The sequence below is a fragment of the Lysobacter firmicutimachus genome (assembly GCF_037027445.1).
Classification (GTDB): domain Bacteria; phylum Pseudomonadota; class Gammaproteobacteria; order Xanthomonadales; family Xanthomonadaceae; genus Lysobacter; species Lysobacter firmicutimachus.
This window is the reverse complement of record NZ_JBANDL010000002.1, coordinates 2,135,836-2,162,018: the sequence shown is the minus strand read 5'-3', so window position 1 is coordinate 2,162,018 and position 26,183 is coordinate 2,135,836. Positions and strand designations below refer to the sequence as shown.

General features: G+C 70.3%; 30 protein-coding genes. 13 read left to right on the top strand and 17 right to left on the bottom strand.

Features of this window, described 5'->3' with window-relative positions; genetic code table 11:
• Positions 1–233: 233 nt before the first annotated feature.
• From V2J18_RS09565 to V2J18_RS09555, 3 genes are all read left to right on the top strand, one after another.
• Positions 234–1,094: an AraC family transcriptional regulator gene (locus tag V2J18_RS09565; RefSeq protein ID WP_336131661.1), complete on the top strand. Its 861-nt coding sequence runs from the start codon at positions 234–236 to the stop codon at positions 1,092–1,094.
• A 186-nt stretch (positions 1,095–1,280) separates the two neighbouring features.
• The gene (locus tag V2J18_RS09560; RefSeq protein ID WP_336131660.1) at positions 1,281–2,411 is read left to right on the top strand and encodes a carboxylate-amine ligase; all 1,131 of its coding nucleotides are present in this window, start codon (positions 1,281–1,283) and stop codon (positions 2,409–2,411) included.
• A gap of 29 nt (positions 2,412–2,440) precedes the next feature.
• A complete protein-coding gene (locus V2J18_RS09555; RefSeq protein WP_064749035.1) occupies positions 2,441–3,250 on the top strand; it encodes a gamma-glutamyl-gamma-aminobutyrate hydrolase family protein in 810 nt (269 codons plus the stop codon).
• A gap of 163 nt (positions 3,251–3,413) precedes the next feature.
• On the opposite strand, the gene V2J18_RS09550 is transcribed toward V2J18_RS09555, so the two are convergent.
• The 4 genes from V2J18_RS09550 to V2J18_RS09535 all read right to left on the bottom strand — a co-directional run bounded on the left by V2J18_RS09550 (position 3,414) and on the right by V2J18_RS09535 (position 7,016).
• On the bottom strand, positions 3,414–3,758 hold the full coding sequence (locus V2J18_RS09550) for a RidA family protein (RefSeq protein WP_064749036.1): 345 nt from the start codon (positions 3,756–3,758) through the stop codon (positions 3,414–3,416).
• Positions 3,759–3,933: 175 nt separating this feature from the next.
• The gene (locus tag V2J18_RS09545) at positions 3,934–4,632 is read right to left on the bottom strand and encodes a hypothetical protein (RefSeq protein ID WP_336131659.1); all 699 of its coding nucleotides are present in this window, start codon (positions 4,630–4,632) and stop codon (positions 3,934–3,936) included.
• Between the two features lie 307 nt (positions 4,633–4,939).
• On the bottom strand, positions 4,940–6,469 hold the full coding sequence (locus V2J18_RS09540) for a PhoPQ-activated pathogenicity-related family protein (RefSeq protein ID WP_336131658.1): 1,530 nt from the start codon (positions 6,467–6,469) through the stop codon (positions 4,940–4,942).
• Positions 6,470–6,560: 91 nt separating this feature from the next.
• On the bottom strand, positions 6,561–7,016 hold the full coding sequence (locus V2J18_RS09535; protein ID WP_336131657.1) for a hypothetical protein: 456 nt from the start codon (positions 7,014–7,016) through the stop codon (positions 6,561–6,563).
• 278 nt (positions 7,017–7,294) lie between these two features.
• Here V2J18_RS09535 and V2J18_RS09530 point away from each other — a divergent pair, with 278 nt between their 5' ends.
• Entirely contained in the window at positions 7,295–8,683 is a 1,389-nt protein-coding gene (locus V2J18_RS09530) for a S41 family peptidase (protein WP_336131656.1), read from the top strand.
• 129 nt (positions 8,684–8,812) lie between these two features.
• On the opposite strand, the gene V2J18_RS09525 is transcribed toward V2J18_RS09530, so the two are convergent.
• From V2J18_RS09525 to V2J18_RS09510, 4 genes are all read right to left on the bottom strand, one after another.
• Positions 8,813–10,207, bottom strand: coding sequence for a hypothetical protein (locus V2J18_RS09525; RefSeq protein WP_336131655.1), 1,395 nt, complete (start codon positions 10,205–10,207; stop codon positions 8,813–8,815).
• A 343-nt stretch (positions 10,208–10,550) separates the two neighbouring features.
• Positions 10,551–11,144, bottom strand: coding sequence for an HAD family hydrolase (locus V2J18_RS09520; protein WP_336131654.1), 594 nt, complete (start codon positions 11,142–11,144; stop codon positions 10,551–10,553).
• Between the two features lie 54 nt (positions 11,145–11,198).
• Positions 11,199–11,507: a PAAR domain-containing protein gene (locus V2J18_RS09515; protein WP_336131653.1), complete on the bottom strand. Its 309-nt coding sequence runs from the start codon at positions 11,505–11,507 to the stop codon at positions 11,199–11,201.
• A gap of 159 nt (positions 11,508–11,666) precedes the next feature.
• A complete protein-coding gene (locus V2J18_RS09510; protein ID WP_336131652.1) occupies positions 11,667–12,272 on the bottom strand; it encodes a hypothetical protein in 606 nt (201 codons plus the stop codon).
• Positions 12,273–12,527: 255 nt separating this feature from the next.
• On the opposite strand from V2J18_RS09510, the gene V2J18_RS09505 reads away from it, so the two are divergent.
• Both V2J18_RS09505 and V2J18_RS09500 read left to right on the top strand, forming a co-directional pair.
• The gene (locus tag V2J18_RS09505; protein ID WP_064750041.1) at positions 12,528–13,025 is read left to right on the top strand and encodes a VOC family protein; all 498 of its coding nucleotides are present in this window, start codon (positions 12,528–12,530) and stop codon (positions 13,023–13,025) included.
• Positions 13,026–13,101: 76 nt separating this feature from the next.
• Positions 13,102–13,968: a DUF1684 domain-containing protein gene (locus V2J18_RS09500; protein WP_336131651.1), complete on the top strand. Its 867-nt coding sequence runs from the start codon at positions 13,102–13,104 to the stop codon at positions 13,966–13,968.
• A gap of 36 nt (positions 13,969–14,004) precedes the next feature.
• On the opposite strand, the gene V2J18_RS09495 is transcribed toward V2J18_RS09500, so the two are convergent.
• Complete coding sequence (locus V2J18_RS09495; RefSeq protein ID WP_064750043.1) at positions 14,005–14,214, bottom strand: hypothetical protein; 210 nt, start codon at positions 14,212–14,214, stop codon at positions 14,005–14,007.
• A 179-nt stretch (positions 14,215–14,393) separates the two neighbouring features.
• Between V2J18_RS09495 and V2J18_RS09490 the strand changes: the two genes are divergently transcribed.
• Positions 14,394–14,813, top strand: coding sequence for a GNAT family N-acetyltransferase (locus V2J18_RS09490; protein ID WP_064750044.1), 420 nt, complete (start codon positions 14,394–14,396; stop codon positions 14,811–14,813).
• Between the two features lie 153 nt (positions 14,814–14,966).
• Here the strand turns inward: V2J18_RS09490 and V2J18_RS09485 are convergent, their stop codons facing one another.
• Complete coding sequence (locus tag V2J18_RS09485) at positions 14,967–15,395, bottom strand: VOC family protein (protein ID WP_064750045.1); 429 nt, start codon at positions 15,393–15,395, stop codon at positions 14,967–14,969.
• A 70-nt stretch (positions 15,396–15,465) separates the two neighbouring features.
• Between V2J18_RS09485 and V2J18_RS09480 the strand changes: the two genes are divergently transcribed.
• Complete coding sequence (locus V2J18_RS09480) at positions 15,466–16,104, top strand: TetR/AcrR family transcriptional regulator (RefSeq protein ID WP_064750046.1); 639 nt, start codon at positions 15,466–15,468, stop codon at positions 16,102–16,104.
• A 63-nt stretch (positions 16,105–16,167) separates the two neighbouring features.
• Here the strand turns inward: V2J18_RS09480 and V2J18_RS09475 are convergent, their stop codons facing one another.
• The 3 genes from V2J18_RS09475 to V2J18_RS09465 form a co-directional block, all read right to left on the bottom strand.
• The gene (locus V2J18_RS09475) at positions 16,168–17,046 is read right to left on the bottom strand and encodes a LysR family transcriptional regulator (protein WP_064750047.1); all 879 of its coding nucleotides are present in this window, start codon (positions 17,044–17,046) and stop codon (positions 16,168–16,170) included.
• Positions 17,047–17,130: 84 nt separating this feature from the next.
• Complete coding sequence (locus V2J18_RS09470) at positions 17,131–17,946, bottom strand: DUF1570 domain-containing protein (protein ID WP_141233631.1); 816 nt, start codon at positions 17,944–17,946, stop codon at positions 17,131–17,133.
• A 173-nt stretch (positions 17,947–18,119) separates the two neighbouring features.
• Positions 18,120–18,629 (bottom strand): DUF5063 domain-containing protein, encoded by a 510-nt coding sequence (locus V2J18_RS09465; RefSeq protein WP_079248379.1) that lies wholly within the window; start codon positions 18,627–18,629, stop codon positions 18,120–18,122.
• Positions 18,630–18,801: 172 nt separating this feature from the next.
• On the opposite strand from V2J18_RS09465, the gene V2J18_RS09460 reads away from it, so the two are divergent.
• Positions 18,802–19,251 carry a hypothetical protein gene (locus tag V2J18_RS09460; protein WP_141233632.1) on the top strand — a complete coding sequence of 150 codons (450 nt, stop codon included), beginning with the start codon at positions 18,802–18,804 and terminating at the stop codon, positions 19,249–19,251.
• Between the two features lie 171 nt (positions 19,252–19,422).
• On the opposite strand, the gene V2J18_RS09455 is transcribed toward V2J18_RS09460, so the two are convergent.
• Complete coding sequence (locus tag V2J18_RS09455) at positions 19,423–19,692, bottom strand: putative hemolysin (protein ID WP_064750051.1); 270 nt, start codon at positions 19,690–19,692, stop codon at positions 19,423–19,425.
• A gap of 569 nt (positions 19,693–20,261) precedes the next feature.
• On the opposite strand from V2J18_RS09455, the gene V2J18_RS09450 reads away from it, so the two are divergent.
• From V2J18_RS09450 to V2J18_RS09440, 3 genes are all read left to right on the top strand, one after another.
• Complete coding sequence (locus tag V2J18_RS09450; protein ID WP_336131650.1) at positions 20,262–20,735, top strand: YybH family protein; 474 nt, start codon at positions 20,262–20,264, stop codon at positions 20,733–20,735.
• Between the two features lie 195 nt (positions 20,736–20,930).
• Positions 20,931–21,206 carry a hypothetical protein gene (locus V2J18_RS09445; RefSeq protein ID WP_336131649.1) on the top strand — a complete coding sequence of 92 codons (276 nt, stop codon included), beginning with the start codon at positions 20,931–20,933 and terminating at the stop codon, positions 21,204–21,206.
• A 197-nt stretch (positions 21,207–21,403) separates the two neighbouring features.
• Positions 21,404–21,904 carry a hypothetical protein gene (locus tag V2J18_RS09440; protein WP_064750054.1) on the top strand — a complete coding sequence of 167 codons (501 nt, stop codon included), beginning with the start codon at positions 21,404–21,406 and terminating at the stop codon, positions 21,902–21,904.
• A gap of 70 nt (positions 21,905–21,974) precedes the next feature.
• On the opposite strand, the gene V2J18_RS09435 is transcribed toward V2J18_RS09440, so the two are convergent.
• Positions 21,975–22,316 (bottom strand): hypothetical protein, encoded by a 342-nt coding sequence (locus V2J18_RS09435; protein WP_064750055.1) that lies wholly within the window; start codon positions 22,314–22,316, stop codon positions 21,975–21,977.
• Between the two features lie 237 nt (positions 22,317–22,553).
• The gene (locus V2J18_RS09430) at positions 22,554–22,898 is read right to left on the bottom strand and encodes a hypothetical protein (RefSeq protein ID WP_186442684.1); all 345 of its coding nucleotides are present in this window, start codon (positions 22,896–22,898) and stop codon (positions 22,554–22,556) included.
• Positions 22,899–22,940: 42 nt separating this feature from the next.
• Between V2J18_RS09430 and V2J18_RS09425 the strand changes: the two genes are divergently transcribed.
• Positions 22,941–25,361: a S8 family peptidase gene (locus tag V2J18_RS09425; RefSeq protein ID WP_336131648.1), complete on the top strand. Its 2,421-nt coding sequence runs from the start codon at positions 22,941–22,943 to the stop codon at positions 25,359–25,361.
• Between the two features lie 198 nt (positions 25,362–25,559).
• Here V2J18_RS09425 and V2J18_RS09420 read toward each other — a convergent pair whose 3' ends face one another.
• Complete coding sequence (locus V2J18_RS09420; protein ID WP_064750027.1) at positions 25,560–25,988, bottom strand: VOC family protein; 429 nt, start codon at positions 25,986–25,988, stop codon at positions 25,560–25,562.
• Positions 25,989–26,183 lie beyond the last annotated feature (195 nt).

Sequence of the window (26,183 nt, the reverse complement as noted above, 5' to 3'; positions counted from 1 at the left end):
GCGACGGAAGCCGCGACCTTTCCGTCCGGGCGGCCGCCCCGACCGCCCCGACCGCACCGCAGCGACGAAACCGGGCGGCGTCGCGGCTGGCGCCCGCAGACCGGCGCCGATGGCTGCCCGCGTCGTCCGATCGCGGGCCATCGCCTACCCTGGGCGACCGGGCGCGCAAAGCGCAACCTGGATCAATCCGGCCCGCGCAGACTGCCCGGACACGACGCCAACGGAGTTCCGCTTTGAGCCGCCGCAACACGTTCGAGCAGTACAGCGCCCGGATCGAGAAGGTCGTCGCCTTTCTCTCCGACCGTCTCGATCAGCCGCTGACCCTGGCCCAACTCGCCGACGCCGGCCATTTCTCGCCGTTCCACTTCCATCGCGTCTACCGCGGCCTGATGGGCGAGACCATCGCCAGCACCCAACGCCGCCTGCGCCTGCATCGCGCCGCGACGGAGCTGATCGGCAACCGCCAGCCGATCGCCCAGATCGCCGTCCGCGCCGGTTACGGCAGCGTGGCGGCGTTCACCCGCGCCTTCGGTGCGGTGTACGGCGATGCGCCGGCGGCGTTCCGCAAGCGTCGTGCCGCCCTGCCCGCCCTGCCCGGCGCGGCCTTCGACCCGACTTTGGAGACGCTGATGTACACCGCCCAGATCAATACCCTCGCCCCGATCCGCGTCATCGCCCTGCCGCACCGCGGCGACTATCAGACCATCGGCCAAAGCTTCCACGCCCTCTACGCCTGGGCGGGACCGCGCGGACTGATGCGCCCGGACACGCGCGGCATCGGCATCTACTACGACAGCCCCGCCGACACTCCGGTCGAACAGTTGCGTTCGGAGGCCTGCATCAGCGCCTCCGGCGAGATCGAGCCCGGCGAGGGCATGCGCCGGGTCGAGATCGCCGGCGGCCGCCACGCGGTGGTCGTGCACACCGGGCCCTATGCCGAACTGCAACGCGCCTACGACTGGCTGTTCTGCCAATGGCTGCCGGCCAGCGGCGAAGAAGCCGGCGATGCGCCGGTGTACGAGGAATACCTCAACGACCCCTCGCAGCTGCCGCCGGCGGAGTGGAAGACCGCGATCTGCCTGCCGCTGAAGTGAGCTTGCAGCGGGCGCGCCGGCGCGCGCCCGCTGGCGGCGGCGGGGTTCGCCGCCAGGCGTCCGCCGCCCCTGCCCTGCGCGGCGCCGCCGCGTGCGCCGCGGCGTCTTCAACTGGAACTTACATCCGCGCGGCTACCGTGGGCGCATGAGGATTCCCATCCCGGCGCAATCGCGGGAGCTCCCGCGATGAGCGCGCAGTGCGATTACAGCTTCGGCATCGAGGAAGAATTCTTCCTGGTCCGGCCCGAGACCCGCCAACTCGCCGCGCAGGTGCCGGCCCGCCTGCTCAAGCGCGCCCGCGCCCAGCTCGGCGAGTCGATCAAAAGCGAATTGCTGCAGGCGCAGATCGAGATCGCCTCGCCGGTGCTGTGCGACATCGCCCAAGCCCGGCGCCAGCTCGGCGAGTTGCGGCGCGGACTGTCGGCGTTGGCCGGCGAGCACGGCCTGGCCCTGCTCGCCGCCGGTACTCATCCGCTGGGGCTGTGGCGCGAGCAGATCGAAACCGACAAACCGCGCTACCGGCGCCTGGTCGAGGATTTCCAGATCGTCGCCCGGCGCAGCCTGGTCTGCGGGTTGCACGTGCACGTGCAACTGCCCGACGACGTCGACCGGGTGCAGGCGATGAACCGGGCCATGCCCTGGCTGCCGCTGTTCCTGGCGCTGTCGACCTCCTCGCCGTTCTGGGACCGGCTGCGCACCGGGCTGATGAGCTATCGTCAGGCCATGTACGACGAATGGCCGCGCACCGGCATTCCAGACTTCTTCGCCGACGAGGCCGCCTACGACGCCTTCGCCGCGGTGCTGGTGCGCGCCGGCGCGATCGCCGACGCCGGCTCGCTGTGGTGGGCGATCCGGCCCTCGCCGAACTACCCGACCGTGGAGCTGCGCATCGCCGACGCCTGCACCCGGCTCGACGACAGCCTGGCGATCGCCGCGCTGTATCGCTGCCTGATGCGGCATCTGTCCATGCGTCCGGGCGACGCGCCGCCCTGCGACGCCGCCCTGCGCCGGGTCATCGACGAAAACCGCTGGCGCGCCAAGCGCTTCGGCCTGCAGGCGCAGTTCCTCGACGAACGCGGCCGGACCGAGCCGGCCCTGACCCAGTTGCAACGCCTGCGCGAGCTTTGCGCCGAGGACGCGCGCGCACTGGACTGCGTCGAGGCGCTGCGGACGCTGGACGCGATTATCGAGCGCGGCACCAGCGCCCATGCCCAACTGGCCTGCTATCGCGAACAGCGCGAGCGCGGCGCCACTCGCAGCGCCGCACTGCGCAGCGTGGTCGACTGGCTGCTGCACACCACCGTTCCCGAGCCCTGACCCGAACGCCTCATCGCACCGACATCGCCATGAACGCCCCTGCCCGCAAACTGCTGATCGGCCTGTCTCCGCGCCTGATGCGCAACTTGCCGCCGGAGTACGGCTTCCGCAACAAGACCCTGCAGTACCTGGAGCAGTCGATGGCGCACTGGGTGATGTCCAGCGGCGCACTGGTGACGATGATCCCCACGGTGGACGCGCTGGGCGAGGTGCAGGCCAGCGATCTGTCGGTGTGCGACTACGCCAGCGCGCTGGACGGGCTGATCCTGCAGGGCGGCGCCGACATCGACCCGCAGGCCTACGGAGAACAGCCCAGCGAATTGCTGATGACCACCGACCCGGATCGCGACCGCTTCGAACTGAGCCTGCTGCGCGCCTTCGTCGAGGCCGGCAAGCCGGTGCTGGGCATCTGCCGCGGCATGCAGCTGATCAACGTCGCCCACGGCGGCAGCCTGTACCAGGACTTGGTCGGCGGCGGCGCGACCGGCGACCTGCACTACATCCCGGCGCGCTACGACGAACACGCCCACGCGCTGGATCTGCGCCCCGACGGCTGGCTGCAAGCGTTGTATCCGCAGCACGGCCAGGCACGGGTCAACTCGATCCACCACCAGGGCATCAAGGCGCTGGGCGCCGGCCTGGAGGTCGAGGCCTGGTCGCAGGACGGCATTCCCGAATGCATCCGCGCCGCCGACGGCGGCTTCGTCGTCGGCGTGCAATGGCATCCGGAATTCCACGACCGCCGCTTCCCCGATCTGTTGCCGGGGCGGCCGCTGCTGATGGCCTTCATCGAGGCGGCGCGCGCGGTGGAGCGCGCGAACGCGGCCGCATCGGGATAGAAGCGGCGCGAGCCGCGCCCCACCGCCGCGGTGTGCGCGAGCGTCGTGCGCGAGCAAGACGCAATCGATCGCTATCGCCCGAATGCCCGGGCTTCGGCGGCAACGCTGTCGAAAGCCGCGGCGCAGGGGCGCGACTTGCGTCGCTCCTCCCTCCACGTTTCGCTTACACCGCAGCGGTCACCACGATCTCCACCCGAAACTTCGGGTTGGCCAACGGCGCCTGCACGGTCGCGCGCGGCGGTGCCTGGCCTTCGGCGACCCAAGCGTCCCAGACCTCGTTCATGCCGGCGAAGTCGGCCATGTCGGCGAGGAAGATCTGCGCCATCAGGATGCGGCTCTTGTCGGTGCCGGCGCGGGCCAGCAAGGCGTCGATCGAGGCCAGGGTTTCGCGGGTCTGGCCGGCGATGTCCAGGTCCTCGCTATCGGGCACCTGCCCGGCGAGATAGGCCACGCCGTTGTACACGGCCATTTCCGACAAGCGCGGACCGACGTCGAATCGCTGGATCATGCTTCACCTCGCTGGTGTGGGGCGGCCATTGTGGGGCAAGTCGCGGCGATGGGGGCGAAGCACATTTTGGGGATTGGGGAGTTGGGGAAAGCGCATCCTTCCGGCCGCTCTTTGCCGAGTGGCAGGCTTCTGGGCGCTCGGGCGGGGACTGGCGGGCGGAGGCTGCGCCGGCGGGCTACATCTCCGGGGTGCTGGCCTGGATGATGCGTTCGCTCTCCTCGCGTTCGACGCTGCGGTCGCGGCCGGCCAGGGCGGCGTCGGCGTTGGCGCGGTGTTGAGCCCGCACCTGCGGCGGCAGTACGTCGATCTGGCGGTGGGACTGAGCCACGGCGCGCTCGCCCGGCGGCAGTTCGCAGTTGCGGCTGAGGATCTCCAACTCGTCGCCGTTGCGCGCCGCGCCGCTCTGCAGGTTGACCACCACTCCGAGGGTGTCGCCCATCGGCTCCAGGCGGGTGCAGATCGCATCGATGGTGCCGTAGCTGCGCTGGGCGTTGCGGTCGACGATGGCGAGCAGGTTCTCGTCGTCGACCCACACCGCCGAACGCACCCCGGTCACGCTCTTGGCGGCGACGCGGGCGTTTTCGCGATCGATCTTGCGCTCCGGATCGACCAGCCGCACCGCCCGGCGCAGGTCGCGGTCCAGTTCGGCCACGCTTTGCTGCAAAGCGGCCTGGTCGCCGGCCATGGCCTGGCCTCGCATCGCATTGAGGCGCTGCGCGGTTTCGACCCGGTCGATCGGCTGGCCGGCGGCGGCCGGCTTGGCCGCGGCCTCGCGCCCGGCCGGATCGGCACCGCAGGCGGACAAGGCCAGGGCCAGCAACGGCAGCAGGATGGAGGGACGGCGGTTGCGACCGCGCGCGACGCCAGCATTCATCGCATCACCTCGTGCAGCGAGTACGGCCCGTCACCGGCCGGGCCTGGACCGCCCCCGGGCGAGTTATACCGCGCACCTCGCGCCGGAGAAGCCTGGGGGCGAGCGCAAATGCGATGGAAGTCTCAATATGGCCTGCCGGCCGCAACCGCAGGGAACAGACGCCCAGGCGCCGCGAGACCGGCAGTGGCCGGCCGGTTGCGCCGGTCGCCTCGCCGACCGGGACAGCGAAGCGCGGCCGGGCCTTTCAGGTACGGGAAACCCAAGAAGCCTGCGCAGCCGCCCGCGCCGTCCATTCCTGCGTTCTGCGCTACTGCGGAATCGTCAGGCACGCTCCGGTGCCGTTCGCCGGCGGCCGATCCGGATAGCGTTCCTCCGGATACACGTACACCGGCGTGGTGGCGACGAAGCCGTCGGCGAAGCGGAACTCGACGAACGCCGCCGACCAGCCGCCGGCCGGCGGCGTCGCCAGCGGCACTTCGGCCCGGTTGCGGCGCAGCGCCAGCGCGCTGTCGCGATAGCGGATGCCGCAGGCGTAGCGGAAATCGCGTCCGGTCGGATTGTCGGCCTGCCACAGCGTCGCCGACACCGGCCGCTCGCTGGCCTGCGCGCTCAGGCGCAGGCCGTCGTCGTCGCGGCGCAGCGCGGCGCGTACCTGCGGCAGCGCGGTGCCGCGGTGGAAGCGCTGCAAGGCCGGAATCAGGGTCTCGCGCATGTGCCGGCGCACGCCGCCGTGATCGGCGTTGGGCGCCGCGCGCAAGGCGGTCGTACCGGGCAGCGCGTCCACGTACAGGCGCTGCGCGTCGGGCGGAAAGAAATCGTCGCCGCTGGCGCTGATCAGGTACTTCGGCAGGCGCAGACGGTGGCGGTGGCGCGTGGCGAGATACCGGTAGGCGTCTTCGACCTGCATCATCCGGGCGAAGGCCGGTTCGCGATAGCGCGCGGTGATGCCCTCCTGGTGGTACGGCAGCAAGGCGATCGGCCAGCCGCCGCCGTAGACGCGGTTGATGTGCTGCATCAGCTCGGCGATGCGCAAGTCGATCACGTACGACACCAGCGCCTCCGCCCGCGGGTCGGCCACTGCGGTCAGCCATGCCGCCCAGGCGCGCTTGGACGCGCCGGTGATCACGAACGAACGCACTCTCCAGGCGCGCAGTTCGCGCTCGGCCAAGTCCATCGCCCGTACCGCGCCCTCGGCCATCGGCACGTGCAGCGGCAAGGTCGCATGGGCCGCCGGCGCATCGAGAAAACGGCGCCAGGTCGCCGCGACCAGCACGTCTTCCTTGCGCGCCACGCTGTCGCCGGGCAGGGTCAGGTACTGGTTCGGCAGGTCCGACACCGACACCACGATGGTCTGGGTGGTGCGGGCGACTTCCAGCGCCAGGGCCTCGTCGAAATCGCCCGGCGGCCGCACCGGATCGCTGCCGCCGGCGGTGTTGATGCCGTTGTTGATCACCAGCAAGGCGGTCTTGGGCCGCGCGACCGCCGGCAGGTAAAGGTCGACCCGATGCGTCCACTGGCTCGGCACGGCGCCGCCGTTCTCCGGCCAGCGCTGCGAGATCAAGCGGTAGCTGCGCTTTTCGACCCCGTCCAGCGCGGTGCTGCCGAGGCTCTCGTAGCGCAGCGGCAGGCGCGACTGGCGTTGGCGGTAGTCCGGCCAGACCTCGCTGTAGTCGATGCGCTCGCTGTCCTGCGCCGGCGCCGCGGTTTGCGGCTGCGCCGAGATCGCCGCGCTCGCGCAGACGCAGGCGCCGAACAAGGCCAGCCGCGCGCCCCAGCGCCGCAACGCCCGCGCGCCCATAGCCGGTTCGCCCTGCAAACGCATGCCGTGGCCGTCCATGCCTCGCTCCTCGTGATCGACAGGGGCACAGCCTAGCCGTTCGCGGTCGCACGGCCTGTGTCGGACGACGAAGAATCCGTCCCGCGCCGGTCTAGAGCGTGCGCCACGCCGCCATCAGGCCGAACAGATGCACCAGGCCGATGCCCAGGCAAATCGCCGAACTCCAGTACCAGAACGGCGTCGCCGGCTGCGGCACCGACGCCAGCGCCATCGGCACCACCGCCAACCCGCGCAGCAGATAGATCGCGGTGATGGTGCACAACGCCGGCTTGAGCAGGGGCCAGGCGCCGAACACGCCGGCGCCGGACAGGGCGTAGCCCGCCCACAGCGCGAGCACGCCGGCGATACCGGCGGTCAGCACGGCCGGATAGGCCCGTCCGGCTTCGGCCATGCGCGCCATGCCCTCGCCGGCACCGAAAAAGCGATACCAGGACGAGCCGCCGACAATCACCCCGACATGGAGCAAAGCGGCAGCGGCGTTCAAACCGGCGGCGAACCACAGCCAGGGCTGCGCGCCTGCGCTGCTGGATGAGCTGATGAGCGGCATTCGACTGTCCTGTCCCGGCGGTCCGGTTCCGATGGGCGATACGACGCGGTGAGATGCGGTGCGGTACGCCGTCCAGACTCGAAAAACGTGATCGTTTCCGCGTGTGCCGAAAGCAACGGTCGCGGTGCGGCGACCGCAAGCGGCCGGCCCGGACACGATAGCCCGCGCATCGGTGCGGTGTCCGCCTCCGCCGCTGCGACCGATCGTCGCCGGCACGCATCTACGGCTAGGCCCCCTTTTGCGTCGCCGGCGCGGCGGCGCCAGCCCCGGAGACTCCCATGCCATTGCATTCGCGCCTCCGCGCCGCCCTGCTGCTGGCTGCCGCGTTCGTGTTGTCCGTCCTGCCCGTCGGCGCTCAGGCCTCCGCCGCCCCGCAACCGGCCGCGGAAACCGCCACCCCGTCCGCGCTGACGCCGGCCGCGCTGCGCGAGGTCGTCGACACGGTGGCGCAGCGCATCCAGGATCATTACTACGACCTCGAACGCGGTCGCGAACTGGCCGATGCGCTGCGCGGCGAAAACCGCCGCGGCGCCTTCGACAGCTACCGCGCCCCCCGCGATCTGGCCAGCGCCCTGAGCGAGCGGCTCAAGCCGCACGACGGCCATTTCCGGGTCGTCTGGCGCGCGCCCACCACGGCGGCCGGCACCGCGACGGCCGGGGCTGGGCCGCGCCTGCGGCGGGGTCCGGATGCCGGGGCGATCGACTACGCGCGCCGGCGCAACCACGGCCTGCGCCGGGTCGAATTGCTGCCGGGCAATCTGGGCTACGTGGACCTGCGCGAATTCGCCGAGATCGATTTCGACGATCCGCTGGCGCCGGCGCGGCGCGCGCTCGACGCGGCGCTGGCCTTCGTCGCCGACTGCGATGCGCTGATCGTCGACTTGCGCGACAACGGCGGCGGCGCGCCGTCCGCGGTCGGCTATCTGGCCAGCGCCTTCGTAACACCCGGCGCGGACGTCTACAACCGCTTCCGCTGGCGCGACGGCGACACCGTGCGCAGCAGCAGCGAAGCGCCCAAGATCGCCTACCCCGCGCCGCGCACCGAGCTGCCGTTGTACGTGCTGACCAGCTCGCGCACCGCGTCGGCGGCGGAGGCCTTCACCTATACCCTGCGCAACGTCGACCGCGCCGTCGTGGTCGGCGAGACCAGCGCCGGCGCCGCCAATCCCGGCGGCGAACGCGATGCCGGCGCCGGCTTCAGCGTCTTCGTCGCCGACGGATCGCCGGTCAGCCCGATCACCGGCGGCAACTGGGAAGGCCGCGGCGTCGTTCCGGACGTGCCCGTGCCGCAGCACGAGGCCCTGCGCACGGCGCAGATACTGGCGCTGGAGGCCGTGCTGGCGCGCGGCCTGCCCGGCGCCAACGCCGACGACGCGCGCTGGGCACTGGAAGCGCTGCGCGCTGCCCAATCCAAGGCGCAGGCCGATGCGTACGATCCGTCCTACCTGGGCGACTACGGCCGCATCCGCATCGAACGCGACCGCGAGCGATTGGCGCTGCGCAACGGCAAGCGCCCGCTGCAGCCGCTGACCCGGCTGCAGGCCGACCTGTACTGCCTCGGCGACGATCCCAGCGTGCGGGTGCGCTTCGAACGCGACGGCGCCGGCCGCATCGCCGCACTGCAACTGCAACGCCCCGACGGCAGCGCGCAGCGTTACGCGCGCTGACGCCGTCGTCGCCGACGGGCCGCGGCTTCACATCCGCCGCCCGCCGCCGTTCTCACGGTCAGAGCGTCGCAGCCGGTGCCGGCGACCCCCTATCGACCGCCTCCGGCCCGGCTGCCGACGCTCGCCGCGCTAGAGCGCGCGCAGGAACGCGACCAGGTCCTGCTTCTCCTGCGGCTCCAGCCGCGTCTGCAGCACCACGTTGAAGAACTCCACTGTGTCCTCCAGGGTGAGCAGCCGGCCGTCGTGCAGGTACGGCGGCGAGTCCTTGATCCCGCGCAGCGGGAAGGTCTTGATCGGGCCGTCGGCGCTGGCGAAACGGCCGTTGACGGTGTGCGGCTTGAAGAAGCGCTCGACCCGCAGGTTATGCATGCTGTTATCGGTGTAGTACGGCGGCGCGTGGCAGGCCGAGCATTGCGCCTTGCCGAAGAACAAGGCCTCGCCGCGCTTCTCGGCCTCGCCCGCGTCCGGTTTCAGCCGCCCCAGCAAGTCGAGCTTGGGCGCCGGCGGGAAATCCAACAGCGCCTGGAACTCGCCCATCGCGTGCACCTGATGGCCGCGATCGAGGATGTTGATGCCCTTCTTGGTCGCGATCACCGGATCGCCGTCGAAATAGGCGGCGCGCTGTTCGAACTCGGTGAAGTCTTCGACCGACTTGAGCGCGCGCTGCGAACCGAACAGGCGCTGGATGTTGACTCCGCGCAGGGTCGGCGTATCGATGCGATGGCGCAGCGGCTGCGGCCGGATATCGCCGACCAGGTGGGTGGCGGCGACCGTATGGCCGTTGCTGTGGCAGTCCAGGCAAGCCACGCCGCGGCTGGGCAAGGCCGAGCGACGGTCTTCGGTCTGGTTGAACTGCTGCTGGGCGAACGGCGTCACCAGCAGGCGCAGGCCTTCCAGCTGCTTGGGGTTCAACACGCCGTTGAACAGTTCGTAGTAGTTGTTGATCGTGACCAGTTGCCCCTGGGACGCGTCGCCCAGGTCCGGCCGCGTGGTCAGATAGATCGGCGCCGGAAAATCCGGCAGGAAGTGGTCGGGCAGATCGAAGTCCAGATCGAAGCGGGTCAAGTCGCGTTGCTCGGCGCGCTTGACCGCATCGATGTGGAACTGCGGAAACAACATGCCGCCTTCGGGATGATTCGGATGCGGCAACGGCAGGAAACCGGCCGGGAACGCGCCGCGCTCGCGGATCTGTTCCGGCGTCATCGCTCCGAGTTCTTCCCAACTGACGCCGGCCGGCAGGCGCACCCGCACCCCGCCCTGCACCGGTTTGCCGCCGGACATGGTCAGCCCGCGCACCGGTTGATTGCGCAGGTCGTAGCGCTGTTCGAGCAGACTGCGCTGGCGTTGCCCGATTGCGGGCTTGTCGCGCTCCATGCGCGCCTTGATCGCAGCGAAGGTCTCCTTGATGACGACCGGGGCGTAACTGCTCGGCGGATCGGCCGCCAAGGCGATGCCGGACGCGCCGATCGCGACCGCGCACGACCACCACCACCGACGTAACCGCGAGGACTCGCGCTGCCTCATGTCGTTCTCCCTTGCTGGCGTGCTGGGCGGAAGACGCTGTCGCGGGGGCGCAGGCGTCCCGGTCGACCCTAGTGCGCGGCCGGCCGGGGCTGAAATCGTTTGATTCGATGGCTGCCATAGCCGCCGGCTATGCGCTCGGTCACCTCGGTGAACCGGCGTGCCTGCGGTCAAGCCGCGAATGCGCAGCCGATCATGCATCGCCGCCGAACGCACCCGGCAAGGGCGAAAACGCATGCGGATCCGAGCCTCCCGCGGACCTCGACGCGCGCCGACGCATCGGCGGCGGATGTCGCGAACCGCGACCGCGGTCAAGCGCGATCCCGCGCCGCGTCGTCGGCGCGGCTCAGGCGACTTCCTGCCAGCGGTAGTACTTGCGCTGGGCCAGCGTCAGCAGCGCCAGATCCTCGACCGTGTCGCCGTAGGCATATACCGTGCCGTAGGCGCTCAGGTCGATGCGCTCGCGCACCCGTCGCGCCTTCTCCGCGCCGCAGCAGTCCGCGCCCAGGTAGCGCCCGGTCAGCACGCCGCGTTCGGCCTCCAGATGCGAGCTGATCAGTTCCAGGCCCTGGTCCTCGCACCAGGGCGCGACGAACAGGTCCAGCGATGCCGTCACCACCACCACGCGGTCGCCGCGCTCGCGGTGCCAGGCGATGCGCTGCAGCGCCTCCGGCCGCAACCGCTGCGCCACCACTTCGCGCACGTAGCGCGCGCCGGCCTCGCGCACCGCCTGCTCGCTGCGGCCGCGATAGCCGAAGGCGACGATGCGCCGGCGCACCGTCGCGCCGGACATCAGGCCGAGCTTGTAGCCGATGCCGTACGGCGCCATCAGCACCTGGCCCAGGGCCAGGCGGCGGCGGCCGACGGTGGCGCGGACGAAGCCGGGGAAGGTTTCGTCGTAAGTGATCGTGCCGTCGAAATCGAATAGAGCCAGGTCCATGCCCGAGCGCGTCGCCTGCCGGTTGCGATGGCGCGCAGTCTAGCCGGGCCGGGCTCAATCCGTGACGCCGGTCTCATGTTCGACCGCGAAGCCGCGGCCGTGCTCGACGATCGAGCGGATCTGCCGCTGCGAGATCAGGATGCAGCCGCAGGCGCAGAAGTCGCCGTGGCGGGCCACCGCACGGCCGTCGATGCGCAGTTGCGCATCGCCGGTGGCGACGGTGGTCGCGCCGTGCACGCCGCACTGCACCGCGTCGCCGACCCGGGCCCAACTGGGCCCGCCCGGGGATTGCGCCGGCGCGCCGGCGACGACGCTGCCGCCGCCGCTGGTGGTGTCGCCGACCTGGATTCGATGCCGCACCATCGCCTATCTCCGCATTGCGTCGTAGCGCCTTGCTCGGCAAGACGAGTCCGCGCGGGCGTCGTGACCGCAAACGGCGGGCCCGGGGACGGCGTTCATGGTGAGTGCCGTCGCGGTTCGCATTCAAGAGCAACCGAAAGTTGCGGCATCGGAGCATTCCCCTCAGGTCCGCGCCAGCGCGATCGCCGAACCGGTGAACGGCAGGATCAGGTCGTAATGCGGCGGCGCGGGCGTGATCGGTACCGGCACCGGCACGTTGGCGGCGGTGCCGAACTGGGTCACGCCGCGGCCGAGAATCTCGGCCAGGTCGTAGCTGTGTCCGTCGAAACGGAACGGCCGGCTTTCGATCAGGCGTGCGCTGAACACGTTGTCGGCGAACACCGCGCCCGGCGCACCGCCGAGGCTGGCCTCGACCGTGGTGCCGACCACCAGCCCGGTGCGGCGGAACACGGCGATGCGTTCGCCGCGCGCGAACGAAGCCGGATCGTCGAAGTCGCCGGCGGGCTCGCGCTGCAGATAGACCGAAAACTCGCCGACCCGGTCCAGGCCCAGTTGCAAGGCGCCATTGACCGCGCTGCCGGACCGGAACGGTTGCGCGGCGAACGTGAAGTAGGCGTTGCCCTCGGCCACCTCGCCGGCGAACAACGGCGCGTCGATCCCGGACAGATGCAGAAAATAGCCGTAATCGGCCAACAAACCGTCGGCACGGCGATAGAAGCGGCCGGTGACGTACCAGGCCAGTTCGGCGGGAGACAACGGCAGGGGCATGACGGACTCTTCGGCAGGCGGGATTCCCCCTGAGCTAACGCCCCAGGGTCGAAAGCGGAGGACAGGCGACCGCGGGCCAATGTCGCGAAACGTGCGCGGGCGCCCACTCTGAGAGGGCCTCCTCCGGTCGGACGGCGTCCGCGCGCGTCGATCCCGCGCCGTCCCGTTCGTCGAATACACGACAATCGGACAGCCCGCCTCCGCGCCGATGCGCTAGCGTGACCCGGTTGCCTCCCCCTCGCACGGAGCATCGCCATGACCGACCGCTTCCAACGCATCACCCCGTTTCTCTGGTTCGACCGGCAGGCCGAAGAGGCGGTGCACTACTACCTCGACACCTTCGAGCGTTCGCGCATCGTGGGCGAGACCCGCTACGACCGCGCCAGCGCGCAAGTGTCCGGACAAGCGGAGGGCGCGATCATGACCATCGCCTTCGAGCTCGACGGCCAGGCGTTCACCGCGCTCAACGGCGGCCCGCACTTCAAGTTCAACGAAGCCGTCTCGCTGGTGGTCAACTGCCGCTCGCAGGACGAGGTCGACCGCTACTGGGAGCGGCTGAGCGCCGGCGGCGACCCGCGCGCGCAGCAATGCGGCTGGCTCAAGGACCGCTACGGCCTGTCCTGGCAAGTGGTGCCGGAAGAGTTGATCCGGCTGATCGGCGATCCCGATCCCGGCCGCGCCCAGCGCGCCACCCAGGCGATGCTGAAAATGAAGAAGATCGACTTGGCCGAACTGCGCCGCGCGGCGGCCTGAGCCGGCATGCGCCTGCGACGCGGCCGCTACATCGGGCGGCCGCGCCGCAGCGAGCGCCCCCAACGAGGACCGAACCATGCGTTTGTGGCTGCCCCCCGTGCTCGCCCTGCTGCTCGGCGCCAGCGCCTCCGCCGACCCGCGCCAGGAGTACGACGCTTTCCGCGAGGCGATGAACCGGCATGCCGGCGGCCCGACCGGCATGTACGCGATCCAGGATGCGACCGTGATCGCGCCCGGCAAGAGCGCGCGCCTGGTCGCCGCCGCCCGGCCCGCCGACGCGCGCTGGGGCGCCGATGCGGGCAAGCCGGAGGCCACGACGCGGCTGGAATATCTCGACGGCCGGGCCTGGCTGCACGCGCCGGGGCGCGAGCCGGTCGATCTGTTGCGCGCGCCCGAGCAGCAACAGGCGCTGGGCAACGGCCTGATCGTGCGCGCCACCGTCTACGAGGATTCGATCAAGGCTTGGCTGTACAACCCGGCCCTGTCGCAACAGCGCTTTCGCGAACTCAGCTTTTTCCCCTACGACGCCAGCGGCGTGGTCGAGGGCAAGTTCCAGCGCAAGCCGGTGCCGGTCGGCGTCAGCCACCTCGATTCGCGCAACCACACCGGGCTGATGTACTGGGTCGGCGACGTCGACCTGCCGCTGCGCGGCAAGACTTACCGCCTGCGCGCCTACCACAAGGAAAAGGACTGGGCCAAGATCGATGCCGTGCTGCTGTTCCTGACCGACCGGACCTCGGCCAAGACCAGCTACGGCGGCGGCCGCGTGCTGGAAGCCCGCTTCGCCAAGGGCCAGCCGCCGGCGGCGATGCGGTTCAATCTGAACACCCTGTATGCCTTCCTGTGCGCGCATTCGGACTATTACAACTGCCCGATCAAGCTGACCACGCGCCTGGATACCGCACTGGAGTACGGCGAGAAGTACCCGCCGGTGTTGAAATAGGCGCGCCGGCGCAGCGCGGCCGGCGCGCCGGGCCGCTCAGGCGCGGTTGTCGTACTGGTCGGTGCGGCCGTCGGTGCGGCCGCTGATCCGGGTGACCGTGGGCGTGTAGGCGGCCCGGGTCTTGAATTCCTTGTGGCAGTCCGGGCAGTAGTACTCCTCCAGCGAATCGTGCCCTTCCTGGTGGGGCACATCGACCCGGAACTTGGCTCCGCAGTAATCGCAGGTTTGTTCGAACGTATCGCTCATCGCGGTGTCCTCGCATAGGCGCCGCGGCACGGAAATCGCGCCGCCGCACCCGTCACAACGGCAGCGGGCGCGACGCGTGAAGCCGGGGCATGGCCTGGCACCCGCGAACCCGCGCGAACTGGCCCCCTCGGCGTGCCGGCGCCGGCCTAGGCTGAGCCCATCGCCAACGGAGCACGACCATGCAATGGAGCCACGACACCGACGGCCTCGACTGGGAGGCATTGTCCGAGCTGTATCGGATCGCGCCGCTGGGGACCAAATCCCCCGAACACCTGCGCGCGGTCTACGGCGCCAGCCGGCACGCGGCGCTGCTGTACGACCAGGGCCGCCTGATCGCCGCCGGCCGCGCCCTCGCCGACGGCCGCGACTGCGCCTACCTGGCCGACATCGTGGTCCACCCGGACTACCAGGGCCGCGGCCTGGGCCAGCAAGTGGTCGAACGCCTGGTCGCGAGCGCCCAGGGCCACCGCAAGATCCTGCTCTACGCCCAGCCCGGCAAGGAAGGTTTCTACCGCAAGCTCGGCTTCCGCCCCATGCGCACCGCGATGGCGATCTTCGCCGACCCGGACGCGGCGCAGAGCTCGGGCTTGATCGAATGATCGCGCGAAGGGCGTTCTGTCCGCCCTCCGTAGCAGCCGCGCATGCCTCGACGAACTGGCAAGCAGCGCAAACGCTCTCGCCGACGCCCGCGCCCGAACGTCGCCGCTCCGGCGGCTGCGGCCCACGCCGATCCTGCGGCCTGCCGGCGTCCGTCACGCCACCGGCAGCGCGCTCGCCTCGTACTGCTCGACGAATTCGCCGCTGGGCGGAATCGGCTTGATGATGTCGATCAGCACGCCGTTGGGGTCGGCGGTGATGAAGTGGCGCTGGCCGAAGGCCTCGTCGCGCAGGCTCAACAGCACCGGCAGGCCGGCTGCGCTCAGGCGTTCGTGCGCCGCATCGACGTCTTCGACCTCGAAGTTCAACAACAGGCCGCCGACCCGGCCGCGACCGGATTCGGGAATGGTGTGGTGGCGGCCGTCGAGCACGGCCAGGTTGATCGACGGGTCCTGCGCCGACTGCAGATGCACGTACCAGTCGGCGGTGAACAGCGCGACGAAGCCGAAGTGGTCGCGGTAGAAGGCGGCGGTGCCGGCGACGTCGTGGGTCATGATCACGGGGTAGTAGCTGGTCACTTTCATGCCGGTGCGTCCTCTGGTTTTTTGACATACAGTCTGTATGCAAATCCAAATTAACATACAGGCTGTATGTATGCCAACACCCCCTGCCCGTGCTCCGCGCAGCAATCGCGAGCGCACCGACGCCACCCGCCAGGCGCTGATGGACGCCGCACGCGCGCTGTTCGTCGAGCGCGGCTACGGCGACACCTCGACCCCGGACGTCTCCGCCGCCGCGGGCACCACCCGCGGCGCGCTCTATCACCACTTCGCGGACAAGCGCGATCTGTTCCGTCACGTGCTGCTGCGCGAAGCCGAAGCCGTGGCCGGCGAAATAGAGGCGGCAAGCCCGGCCGCGTTGCCGCCGGACCAGGCCCTGATCGCCGGGGCCGAAGCCTATCTGCGTGCGATGACCGCGCCTGGCCGCACCCGGCTGCTGTTGATCGAAGGCCCGGCCGCGCTCGGCCACGCCGAAATCGATGCGATCGACCGTCGCCACGCCGCCGACAGCTTGCGCCAGGGACTGAGCGCAGCGATGGACCCGGCGCAGGCGCCGATCGACGCCCTCGCCGCCCTGCTCTCCGCCGCATTCGACCGCGCCGCGCTCGAGATCGACGCCGGCGCCGATCCGGCCCGGGTGCGGGCGGCGATGCTTTGGCTGATCAGGCGGACCTTGCCTCCCGAAGCTTCGAATACGACGCCGAAACCGTCCAAACGCGGCACGAAGCGCTGAATTGACGGCAGGCACGCAGGAAGATGCGTGCGGCCGCGGGCTTCCGCGGCCGGCGGCGCCGCGCTACGGCGCCGCTGCGCACTCGCTATGCAGCCACTCGGCGAACGCGCGCGCGCCGGCGCCGGCCGGTTTCAAGGCGAGCCGGGTGAGCCAATAGCCGCCGGCATCGAGTTCGACCGCGAACGGCTGCAACAACCGGCCCTCGGCCCGTTCGGCGGCGAACATCGCCAACGGCGCCAGGGCGATGCCGTGGCCCTGCAGGGCGCATTGCACCATGGTCAGCGAGGAATCGAAGATCGGGCCGTTGACCGGTCCCGGCAGCACGGTCTGCGCGGCTTCGAACCACAAGCGCCAGTCGTCGACGAAGTACGAGCGCAGCAGAGGGAAGCGCGCCAGGTCGGCCGGCGTGCGCAACTGCGCGGCGATCGCCGGCGTGCACAGCGGGGTCAGCGGCGCCCCCATCAGGAACCGGCTCTCCATGCCGGGCCAGGTGCCGCGGCCGTAGCGGATCGCGTAGTCCAGGCCTTCGCCGGCCGGGTCGACGCGGTTGTTGTGAGTGCTCAGGCGCACGTCCACGCCGGGATGCCGGCGCGCGAACTCCGCCAGCCGCGGCAACAGCCAACCGCAGGCGAAGGTGCCGACCGCGCCGACATGCACCACTTCGCCCGCGCTGCCGCTGCCGACCCGGTCCAGCGCGCCCTCGATGCGGTCGAAGGCTTCCTGGATCGCCGGCAGCAATCCCAACGCCTCGTCGGTCAGCGCCAGGCCGCGCGGCAGGCGCCGGAACAGATCGACCCCGAGTTGGGCCTCCAACTGCCGCACCTGCTGACTGACCGCGGCCTGGGTGACGTTGAGCTCTTCGGCGGCGCGGGTCAGGCTGAGCGCGCGCGCGGCGGCTTCGAACGCCTTGAGCGAGCCGAGGTTGATGCGGGTGTGGGCCATGCGCCGGTCCGTACGAAGGCAGTCCCGCATCCTAGCCGCTGCGCGCGCGGCGGTCGCGTACGCGATGGGCCGGCTCGGCGCCGTTCAGCCGCCCGCGGCCGGCGACGCCAGCAAGGCCGGGTTTTCGACGATCGCCTGTTCGGCCTGCAACCATTGCAGATAGCTGTACCACTCGCGCTCGATCCTCTCCACCGGCCCGATGCGGCGCTCGAACTCGGCCAGGTCGTCGCCGCCGGCGGCGATCAGACGCCGATAGGCATCGGCGTAGCGCCCGTCCTGGCCGTGGAACAGGAAATGAGTGAGGCTCCAGTACTCGATGTAGTACAGGTTCAGATGCACGCGGACGTCCGGCCCGGTGTCGGTCATCAGCCGGCGCAGCCCGATCACCCGCTGCTCGGCGATATCGCGTTGCAGATTGCCGCTGAACGGCGTGTCGGTCAGCCACCAGATCGGATACGCGTTCGGGTCGATCGTACCCGGCGCCAGTTGCCCGCCCTCGATCCGGCTGGCGCCGAAGTAGCTGGCCACGCCTTCGTTGATCCACTTCGGCAAGCGGGTCCAACCGGCGACTTCGCCATTGAGCTGATGGGTGGCCTCGTGCAACATCCAGTGATAGGTGTTCTCCCGCCCGCCGGCGTAGTAGGCGTAGCAATACGGCGGACGGTAATAGGCCTCGGCCCAGGAATGGCTGCGGTTGTGAGCGACGAATTCCGGCCGGTCGCGGTACAACACCAGGTTCAGCGGTGCGCCCGGCTGGTCCGCGTCGAGGTGGCCGGCGAAGTGGCTGCGATAGGCGCGGTGCAGTTGCTCGACCGCGACGCCGACCCGCGACGCCTGCTCCGGCGTCGCGGTGGTGGCGATCAGGTAGTGCTCGGTGCGGTGGCGGCGCGCGGCCGCCATCCAGGTCGCATTGGCGTCGCTGGCCGGGCGTGCGGCGGGCGTTGGGGCCGGCTGCGGCGAACGATCGCAGCCCTGCCCGAGCAACAACGCCGCCAGCCACAACCCGGATCATCGGCGGCCGACAACTGCCGTCAAGCCGAACATCGCCCTGCCCGCCCGTCGATCCCGATCGCTCATTCGCAGCACCGGTCCGCGACCCAGGTATGCAGTGCATACAACGCGGCGTTGGCATGGCGCCCCCAATGCCCCCAGTAAAAACTGCGCCAGAAGTAGGCCGCAGCTCCGGGCTGTCCGCGATCGAACAGATTCAGGCCTGAATGCAGGTCTCGCCAAATATCGGCCAGGTCGTCCTGCAAATCGCCGACCTCTCCGGCCCACTCCAGCGCAGCGGGACTCGCAGGCAGTTCGTAGAGTTGGAACGGTAAAGCGGCGAAGCGCCTGAGCACGGCCTCCCATTCGCTACGCTCCGAATCTTCGGGGTTGTCCTGCCATTCCGCGTGCGGCAAGGCCAGAGCCCGAAAATTCAGCTCCGACAGCAGCGCCAAGGCGGTATCCACCTCATCGCTCGCGTCGGCCATCCGCTCGCGAGCCCAGTTGCAGTAACGTCGGGCGCAATCGGCGAATGCGGCGACCGCGTCGTTCGGGCCGTCGTTCCCGAGCAGCGCCATCTCTGGATTACTCATCGTCCCTTTCGCCCCTCATCCCCTACTGCTTGGAGCAAGATAGCCCGCACGCTCCGCCAAGCCAATATGCGAATTCGCCGCGGTGCGCCCTGGCTATACTCCTTGCGACGCTGCGGCAGCGTCGCGGCCCCGGTCGCGACCGCTGCCGCAGCAGAAGCGAGGGGGAAACACGATGTGCCGCCATGCATGGAAGTACTGCGCGATCGCGCTGGCGTTGACGACAACCGCCGCTACGGTCCCGGTACCCGCCCACACCACCGTCGCGCCCAGTGCGAAGGTCCCCACACGCCCGCTGCCCGCGCCTGTGCGCGAGCTGGCCGAACAGGTCGCCGGGCAGTTGCTGCAGGTGCAGGAGCAAGCGGCCGAACTGGACTGCGCGCGCGCCGTCGTGAACGCGCGCTACGGTCTGGACACCATGCTCGAAGTCGGCGAGAAGAACGTGCGCGACGGCTATCTGCCGCAGACCCGGTTCGACGCCACCGCGGCCAAGCTCAGGGCCTTCCGCGACGGCGTGTCGGCGCAGGATTGCCAGGCGGCCACGGGTGCGCGCCAAGCCTTCTATCGCTGCATGTCCAGCGACCACAACCACGTCATGGCCTGCGCCAAGCAGCACGAATCCTGATCCGGGCGCTGCGCCCGGCGCCTTATCGAAACGGGCCGCATCCAAACGGGCGTCCGTGAAGCCTCATCGAAACGGGACTCATCGAAGCGTGCACCGGCGCCGTCGGAGCCGGCGCGGGCGAGCGCCGAACGGGCGGGCCTCGCCCGGCGCGCCGCCGGATGGATTGTCGGCTTATTCCGCCGGCAGTTCGCACTTCTTGTCGCGGAACAGCGCCCACTCTTCGCACACCCGGCCGTCCGGCAGCGTGCACACACCGTACTGGCCGCCGTCCTTGCCGGTGCGGATCTCCAGCTTGCCGCCCTGCTCGGTGCAATGGACCGAGGCGGGGTTGGCCATGCCGATCTTGGCCTGGCCGGCGGCGGGCTTGGCTTCGTGGGTGGCGCAGGCGGCGGCGCCCAGGCACAGCAGGGACAGAGCGAACAGGCGGAAGGAGGCGGTCATGGCGGCGGGTCCGGTGGCGAAAACGGCGCACACTATAAGCGCTGGCGCGTGAGCGCCGAATCACCGGCGGTTCGCGGCGACGCCGGTCCGCCGCGGCGACGGCAGGCCACGCGCGGCGCCCGCCGTCGCCGCGGCTCAACTCTTCGGCCCGGTGCAGCGCTCGTTCAAGGCGCTCAGCAGACGCACATTGACGTCCTGCAGCGCGCGCCGGGGAGCCGTGCGCTTCGTTCTCGGCGCTGTTTCAGTTCATCGAGAGCTGCTGCACGCGCAGCACCAACGGCGCACGGTCGCCGCGATGCGGGCGAGATACACCGCGATAAGCAGCGCCGACGATCGTTCCATGCGACCCATCAAATCTCAGCCGTGACGCACAACGCGACTCTTCGTCTGTCGTCCGCATTGCCTGGAACCGACGGCGCGGCCGTCGCCGGCCACGGCGCGGAACTGTTCCGGACCCGCACATGCAGCCGAGGATCACCGGCAAGTTTTCCGGTCGCCCGGCGCACATCCTCGCCGCGCTGCGATCGATACCGTGATCGCACCACCCGCCGAACACGAGGAACGCAACGATGACATCCGGTACCGCCCTGCGTTTGACCGCTCTGTCGCTGGCCTTGGCGCCGTTGACCGGCCTGGCTCAGAGCGCCGCCGTCGAGACGGCTCAACACCGCCATTGCCTGCGCGAACTCGAACGCGTGTCCGAAGCCACCGGCCGCGCCTTCGAGCAGCGCGATCTCGACGCGTTCATGGCCTCGTTCGCCGACGACGCGATCCAGGTCAACACCCGCGGCCAACTGTTCCAGGGCAAGCCTGCGATCGCCGCGTTCTATCGCGCGGTGATGGCCGGCAACTACACGTTCAAGCGCACCCTGCTCTCGCAGCAGGTCAACGGCTGCTCCAGCGCGATCGTCGCCGACCGCATCGAGTTCGCCTTGCCCGAGGCCGGCATCGTCCTGCACGGCATCGACGTCGCCAACTGGGTCCGCAAGCACGGCCGTTGGCAACTGGCCGCCGACACCACCACTCAGATCGCCCAGCCCTGAGTCCAGCAATTCGAGCACACGCCGCCGACGGCGGCAGTCGAGCAACCGGCACGCGCCGGTCCGGATGGCGAGGTCGGTCGCCGCCCGGGCCGGTGCGTGCCTTCGTTTTCCGCTCGATCGCCGGCGTCGCAGGCGCTGCGATGCCGATGGCGTATTCCTGTCGTCCGGGCGCGCCGCGCCGGAATGGAATCGCTCATGCATCGCTACTACGTCAATCGCACCCCCTGCCCCGACGGCGTGCACGAAGTGCATCGCGCCGACTGTCCGTTCGTGCCGTTCGTGCGCCAGGAACTCGGCCTGCACCGGCACTGCGTCACCGCCCTGGAAACCGCGCAACGCCACTACCCTCATAGCCGCGGCTGCTTCTGGTGCAGCAAGGCCTGCCATTCGAGCGCGCAGGCCGGCGAGGCCGTCGGCAAGCGAAACCGCCGCCGGATCGGCCCGCGCCGCCTGCCGGCGGCGCACGGCTGAACGCGGCCGAATGGTCCCTTGCGCGCGTGCGCGCGCAACGCAAACGCAAGCACGGCACAGCCGAAAACCGCGGCTGGATCAGGCTAAGCGTGCTGTGCGCGCAGGGGCGATTGGTCCTGCCCGGCGCGGACGAATTGGCCCTCCCAACGCGGCGAAAGCGGTCCTAAGGTCGCCTCGCCCACCAGGAGGTTCCAACGATGACTACGCTGCGCATTCCGTTCCGCCGCCTCGCTCTGTCCGCGTTCGCCGCCGGGCTGATCGGCCTCGCGCCGGCCGCCTCCGCCGCCGACGCGGCACAAGGCCTCGGCATCGGCGAGGGATTGGCGCGCATCTGCGCGCGCCAGTTCGAGATCGCCCAACGCACCGACATGGAGTCGTTCCGCGACTACGACGCCGAAACGTTCCGCGCGATCCACGACGAGCGTTCGGTCACCGTGTTCGACAGCGGCGGCGTACGCATCGGCCTGGATGCGGTCATGGCCGCCTTGGCCAGCCATTTCGCCAACCGCGAAGCGAAGTGGAGCTGGACCGAGCGCTATCGCGTCGTCGACGGCTGCCGCTCGGCCTACATCCTGTACGAAACCGTGTACGAGATCCCGCGCATCGGCTACCGCCAGCGCGCCCTCACCGGGGTCACCTACAGCCATAACGGCCGCGGTTGGGTCGCCATCGCCGACCAGGGCACCAAGCTGCCCTGATCCGCAAGCTTCGCGGCTCATCGCCGTCGCCGCGCAAGGCGGCGACGGCGATGCCCGCATAGGGCGCCGCTTATGGCGTACGGCAGCAACGCACGTAGGTCTGCACGTGGCGCACGCCGGGATTGTGTTGGACCACCCAGGTGCGCCAGCCGTTGCCGTTCGGGATCGACATCGCCCAGATGCCGATCACCCCGCCGCTGCCTTCGTTGAACACGTAGCCGCCGCCGGTGGCGCTGTAGCCGACGGGGCAATTGGCGTCGATATTGACCCAAGTGTTCTGGGGAACGGCGACATTGGCCGATACGGCGTCGGTGCAGACCAGCGGCGCGGCGGCCGCTGATGCGGCGAACAAGGCCGAAACAGCCAGCACGGCAAGTTGGGACGAACGGCGCTGGGTCGTTGCATGCTTCATGGCGAACTCCTCGATGGAATGGGACGGTCGGGAACGTCGATCGCGCCAGCGACTTCCACGCCACGCCGTGATCGACAGCGAAACTTCGCGCCAAGCCCAGCAGGGACCGTAGCGCGATCGTCATCCGCGCCGCGGAAGTGCCGAGGCGCGGGCGCGACACCGAGATCCGGCGATGCGCCTGTCTGGCTACGCCGCAGCCGGTCGGCGTCGGCCAGGCCGATGTCGGTTCTGCCCGCATCAATCACAGTTGAGTTCGTCGCGCTTCACAGCGCGCAGTCGCGGCCGAGAATCGGCGCCGTCGAGCAGCGCAGGCGCGATTGACGATTCGAAAATATTTCCGCCGCGGCAACTCCCGATCGCGGCCTGCCCCACTCGCCCCAGCGGCGGATTCCGGTCGCGGCGACGGAAAAGACCCGCAACGCCGGCCACGCGCCGATGCACGGAAGACTGCCCAAGAGTGGCCGACCGGCGCCGGCGCGCGCGTTCGCTGACAGTAACGACGCCGTCGAAATCGAAGCGGCGTTTACCGCCGTCCGGCAGCGCCGCACGGGGGAAAACAAGGATGTGGCCGACCGCAAGCATCGGGTCCGCGTCCGATTGCGGCCGAACACAAGGAGGTTCGAGATGAAATCCCGACATTGCATCCCGGCGTTTTCCTGCGCCGGCGGGCCGACCCGTCCGCCGCGGCAGCCGCCCGCCACCGCGGGCGGCCCAGGCTATAGCGGCTTCGTGATCGCACGCTTGAGCGAACGCTTCGCGCCCGCCGCCGACAAGGACCTGCGCGCCCTGGCGCGCAAGCACAAACTGACCGCGCTGGCCAAGCTGCTCGACGAGACCGGCGTCGAGTCGACCCGGCCGCTGATCCGCAGCCTCGACCCCAAGCGCCTGCGGGAACTGGAAAAGCGCGCCGCGAACTCGCCCTTCCCGCCGCTGCGCAGCCTCACCGGCTACTGGCGCCTGGATCTGCGCCAGCGTCCCGAGCAGGCCGAAATGCTGGTCGCGCGCCTGCGTGCGCTCAGCGAAATCGCCGACGCCTACCGCGAACTGGACGTGAGCGATCCGGTCGACGACAGCGACGACCCCTATGCCGTCGGCCAAGGCTATCTGGACCCAGCGCCGGACGGCATCGACGCGCGCTGGGCCTGGACCCAGGCCAACGGGACCGGCGCCGGCACCGGCGTGGTCGACCTGGAACAGGGCTGGTTCCTGGGCCACGAGGATCTTGTCGCGCACGCGCCGAGCCTGATCTACGGCGACAACCGCGACGGCGTCGGCGCCTACAAGGGCAACCACGGCACCGCCGTACTCGGCGAAATCGCCGCGGTCGACAACACCCTGGGCGTGGTCGGCATCGCCCCGGACGTGGGTTCGGTGCGGGTCACGTCGCACTACGACGCCGGTACCGATACCGCCCTGCATGTGGCCGACGCCATCGTCGCCGCCCTGCCGAGCATGGCGGTGGGCGACGTGCTGCTGCTGGAAGTGCAGCGCGCCGGCGCGATCATGACCGAAGTCGACGACGCCGACTTCGACGCCATCCGCCTGGCCAGCGCGCTGGGCGTGATCGTGGTCGAGGCCGCCGGCAACGGCAACAACGACCTCGACAGCTATCTCGACGGCAGCGGCGTTCAGGCTTTCAACCGCGCCAGCCCGGACTTCCGCGACTCCGGCGCGATCGTGGTCGGCGCCGCCGAATCGTCCCTGCCGCACGATCGAGCCGGCTTCTCCAGCTACGGCTCGCGGGTGGATTGCTACGCCTGGGGCGAGAACGTCACCACCTGCGGTTACGGCACCCTCGACAACGGCGGCGGCGACGACGAGCGCACCTACACCGCCGGCTTCAACGGCACCAGTTCGGCCTCGCCGATCGTGACCGGCGCGGCGCTGATCGTGCAGGGCATGCACGCGGCCGCTACCGGCACGCGCTTGTCGCCGGCGCAGATGCGCAGCCTGTTGTCGGACCCGGCGATCAATACGCCGCAAGGCGGCGGCCTCGCCGGCGCGATCGGCGTGATGCCGGACCTGCGCGCGATCATCGAGAACACGCTGGGGCTGACGCCGGACGTGTACCTGCGCGATCACGTCGGCGATAACGGCGCGGTGCCGTCGGCCGGTTCGATCAGCGCCAGCCCGGACGTGATCCTGCTGCCGTCGACCGTGCCCGACCCGAACGCCGCGTTCGGCGAAGGCAGCGGCACCGAGAACAGCAACGCGCTCGGCCACGAGGCCGAAACCGGCCACGACAACTACCTCTACGTGCGCATGCGCAACCGCGGCGGCGCCGATGCCGACGATGTGCGCGCCAGCGTGTACTGGAGTCCGGTCGCGACCTTGCTGACCCCGGACCTGTGGAACTTCATCGGCACCTCGGCGCCGGTCGATGTGCCGCTGGGCGACGTACTGACCGTGGCCGCGCCGATCGTCTGGCCCGAGGCCGACATCCCCGGCCCCGGCCATTACTGCTTCGTCGCCAGCGTCAGCCATCCGCGCGACGCGGCGCCGCCTCCGCCGCCGGGCCCGCCGAACTTCGATTGGGACGCGTTCCGCGCTTACATCCGCGCACACAACAACGTCACCTGGCGCAATTTCAACGTGGTCGATCCGCCGGCCGATCCGCAGGTCGGGCTGGCGCTGCCGTTCCTGATCACCGGCACGCCGGACCGCGCCCGCGCGTTCGACTTCGAAATCGTGCGGCGCCTGCCCAAGGGCGCCGAGCTGCGGCTGGAGCTGCCGCGCGATCTGGCCTACCGCATCGCCGGCGCGGCGCCGTGGAAGCTGGAAACGCCGCGCAAGGGCCGCCAGGCCGTGCTCAGCCTGCCGGCACTGCCGCGCTTGCCGCTGTGCGGGCTGCCGCTGCCGCGCGCCGCCCGCTTGCCGGCGCGGCTGCTGCTGCGCGCCCCCAAGTCGGTGCGCCTGGAAGGCGCCAGCGTCACCATCCGCCAGCTCTACCAGGGCGAAGAAGTCGGCCGGATCACTTGGCAGTGCCGCGCGCGCGGCCCGGCCCAGGCGGCCGCGGCGCCGCCGCGCGCGCGCAAGCCGCGCTGAACGGCCCGCCTCGCCGGCGTCCGCCCGCCGCGGACGCCGGCGACGGCTCGGGCTTCGATCTAAGACGCGACTTCGCGCTCGGCGCCGCCGCGTTCTCGGAACCCGCAACCTCGGCCAAGGGCATCGCCAGTACCGGCAGCCCTGCGCCCGGCCGGTAACGGTCTGCGCCGGACCGGTCGTACGCCGGCCCCGCCCCGCTCAGAACACGACCTTGACCGAGGGCGCGCTGCGCTCGGCAGGCCCGTGATAGACCGCCTCGATGTTGTTGCCGTCCGGGTCCAGCGCGAACGCGGCGTAGTAGCCGGGGTGATAGGCCCGCCGGCCGGGGCCGCCGTTGTCGCGACCGCCGTGGGCCAACGCGGCCTGATGGAAGGCCTCGACCATGGCGCGGTCGCGAGCCTGGAAGGCCAGATGATGGCGGCCGGTCAACTCGCCCTGCGCGGCTTCGCTGGACGCGGTGGACACGAACAGCTCGTCGGCCCAGAAGTAATCCGGGCCGCTGCCGGCGATCGGCACCTGCAACGCCTCGAACACCGCCGTGTAGAAGCGTCTGCTCGCCTCGAGGTCGCGCACCACCAGTTGGATATGGTCGATCAGGCGGCCGCGATGCAGTTCCTGCGTTTCCATGGCGGATTCCTCGCTGGGGAGCCCCACACCCTACTCCGCCGCGGCGGCCAAGGACACCGGCCGAGGTCGCGGAACGGCCGACCGGCGCGCCGGCCGTTGCAAATAAAAACATGCGCGGTGTAAACCCTCGCCCCTCCAACCGTATCTGATGCCGCATGGGGAACGATCGCGACACACGACAGGCACGCTGCAGCC

What these genes read in the sequence shown, in the direction of transcription:
- V2J18_RS09550 (WP_064749036.1), bottom strand. Translation starts at nt 3,758, where the DNA reads ATGATCCAGCGATTCGACGTCGGTCCGCGCTTGTCGGAAATGGCCGTG.
- V2J18_RS09515 (WP_336131653.1), bottom strand. Translation starts at nt 11,507, where the DNA reads ATGGTGCGGCATCGAATCCAGGTCGGCGACACCACCAGCGGCGGCGGC.
- V2J18_RS09450 (WP_336131650.1), top strand. Translation starts at nt 20,262, where the DNA reads ATGACATCCGGTACCGCCCTGCGTTTGACCGCTCTGTCGCTGGCCTTG.
- V2J18_RS09505 (WP_064750041.1), top strand. Translation starts at nt 12,528, where the DNA reads ATGACCGACCGCTTCCAACGCATCACCCCGTTTCTCTGGTTCGACCGG.
- V2J18_RS09520 (WP_336131654.1), bottom strand. Translation starts at nt 11,144, where the DNA reads ATGGACCTGGCTCTATTCGATTTCGACGGCACGATCACTTACGACGAA.
- V2J18_RS09440 (WP_064750054.1), top strand. Translation starts at nt 21,404, where the DNA reads ATGACTACGCTGCGCATTCCGTTCCGCCGCCTCGCTCTGTCCGCGTTC.
- V2J18_RS09500 (WP_336131651.1), top strand. Translation starts at nt 13,102, where the DNA reads ATGCGTTTGTGGCTGCCCCCCGTGCTCGCCCTGCTGCTCGGCGCCAGC.
- V2J18_RS09430 (WP_186442684.1), bottom strand. Translation starts at nt 22,898, where the DNA reads ATGCTTGCGGTCGGCCACATCCTTGTTTTCCCCCGTGCGGCGCTGCCG.
- V2J18_RS09420 (WP_064750027.1), bottom strand. Translation starts at nt 25,988, where the DNA reads ATGGAAACGCAGGAACTGCATCGCGGCCGCCTGATCGACCATATCCAA.
- V2J18_RS09470 (WP_141233631.1), bottom strand. Translation starts at nt 17,946, where the DNA reads ATGGCGGCCGCGCGCCGCCACCGCACCGAGCACTACCTGATCGCCACC.
- V2J18_RS09445 (WP_336131649.1), top strand. Translation starts at nt 20,931, where the DNA reads ATGCATCGCTACTACGTCAATCGCACCCCCTGCCCCGACGGCGTGCAC.
- V2J18_RS09510 (WP_336131652.1), bottom strand. Translation starts at nt 12,272, where the DNA reads ATGCCCCTGCCGTTGTCTCCCGCCGAACTGGCCTGGTACGTCACCGGC.
- V2J18_RS09480 (WP_064750046.1), top strand. Translation starts at nt 15,466, where the DNA reads ATGCCAACACCCCCTGCCCGTGCTCCGCGCAGCAATCGCGAGCGCACC.
- V2J18_RS09540 (WP_336131658.1), bottom strand. Translation starts at nt 6,469, where the DNA reads ATGGACGGCCACGGCATGCGTTTGCAGGGCGAACCGGCTATGGGCGCG.
- V2J18_RS09435 (WP_064750055.1), bottom strand. Translation starts at nt 22,316, where the DNA reads ATGAAGCATGCAACGACCCAGCGCCGTTCGTCCCAACTTGCCGTGCTG.
- V2J18_RS09455 (WP_064750051.1), bottom strand. Translation starts at nt 19,692, where the DNA reads ATGACCGCCTCCTTCCGCCTGTTCGCTCTGTCCCTGCTGTGCCTGGGC.
- V2J18_RS09465 (WP_079248379.1), bottom strand. Translation starts at nt 18,629, where the DNA reads ATGAGTAATCCAGAGATGGCGCTGCTCGGGAACGACGGCCCGAACGAC.
- V2J18_RS09460 (WP_141233632.1), top strand. Translation starts at nt 18,802, where the DNA reads ATGTGCCGCCATGCATGGAAGTACTGCGCGATCGCGCTGGCGTTGACG.
- V2J18_RS09475 (WP_064750047.1), bottom strand. Translation starts at nt 17,046, where the DNA reads ATGGCCCACACCCGCATCAACCTCGGCTCGCTCAAGGCGTTCGAAGCC.
- V2J18_RS09485 (WP_064750045.1), bottom strand. Translation starts at nt 15,395, where the DNA reads ATGAAAGTGACCAGCTACTACCCCGTGATCATGACCCACGACGTCGCC.
- V2J18_RS09530 (WP_336131656.1), top strand. Translation starts at nt 7,295, where the DNA reads ATGCCATTGCATTCGCGCCTCCGCGCCGCCCTGCTGCTGGCTGCCGCG.
- V2J18_RS09545 (WP_336131659.1), bottom strand. Translation starts at nt 4,632, where the DNA reads ATGAATGCTGGCGTCGCGCGCGGTCGCAACCGCCGTCCCTCCATCCTG.
- V2J18_RS09425 (WP_336131648.1), top strand. Translation starts at nt 22,941, where the DNA reads ATGAAATCCCGACATTGCATCCCGGCGTTTTCCTGCGCCGGCGGGCCG.
- V2J18_RS09495 (WP_064750043.1), bottom strand. Translation starts at nt 14,214, where the DNA reads ATGAGCGATACGTTCGAACAAACCTGCGATTACTGCGGAGCCAAGTTC.
- V2J18_RS09560 (WP_336131660.1), top strand. Translation starts at nt 1,281, where the DNA reads ATGAGCGCGCAGTGCGATTACAGCTTCGGCATCGAGGAAGAATTCTTC.
- V2J18_RS09555 (WP_064749035.1), top strand. Translation starts at nt 2,441, where the DNA reads ATGAACGCCCCTGCCCGCAAACTGCTGATCGGCCTGTCTCCGCGCCTG.
- V2J18_RS09490 (WP_064750044.1), top strand. Translation starts at nt 14,394, where the DNA reads ATGCAATGGAGCCACGACACCGACGGCCTCGACTGGGAGGCATTGTCC.
- V2J18_RS09535 (WP_336131657.1), bottom strand. Translation starts at nt 7,016, where the DNA reads ATGCCGCTCATCAGCTCATCCAGCAGCGCAGGCGCGCAGCCCTGGCTG.
- V2J18_RS09525 (WP_336131655.1), bottom strand. Translation starts at nt 10,207, where the DNA reads ATGAGGCAGCGCGAGTCCTCGCGGTTACGTCGGTGGTGGTGGTCGTGC.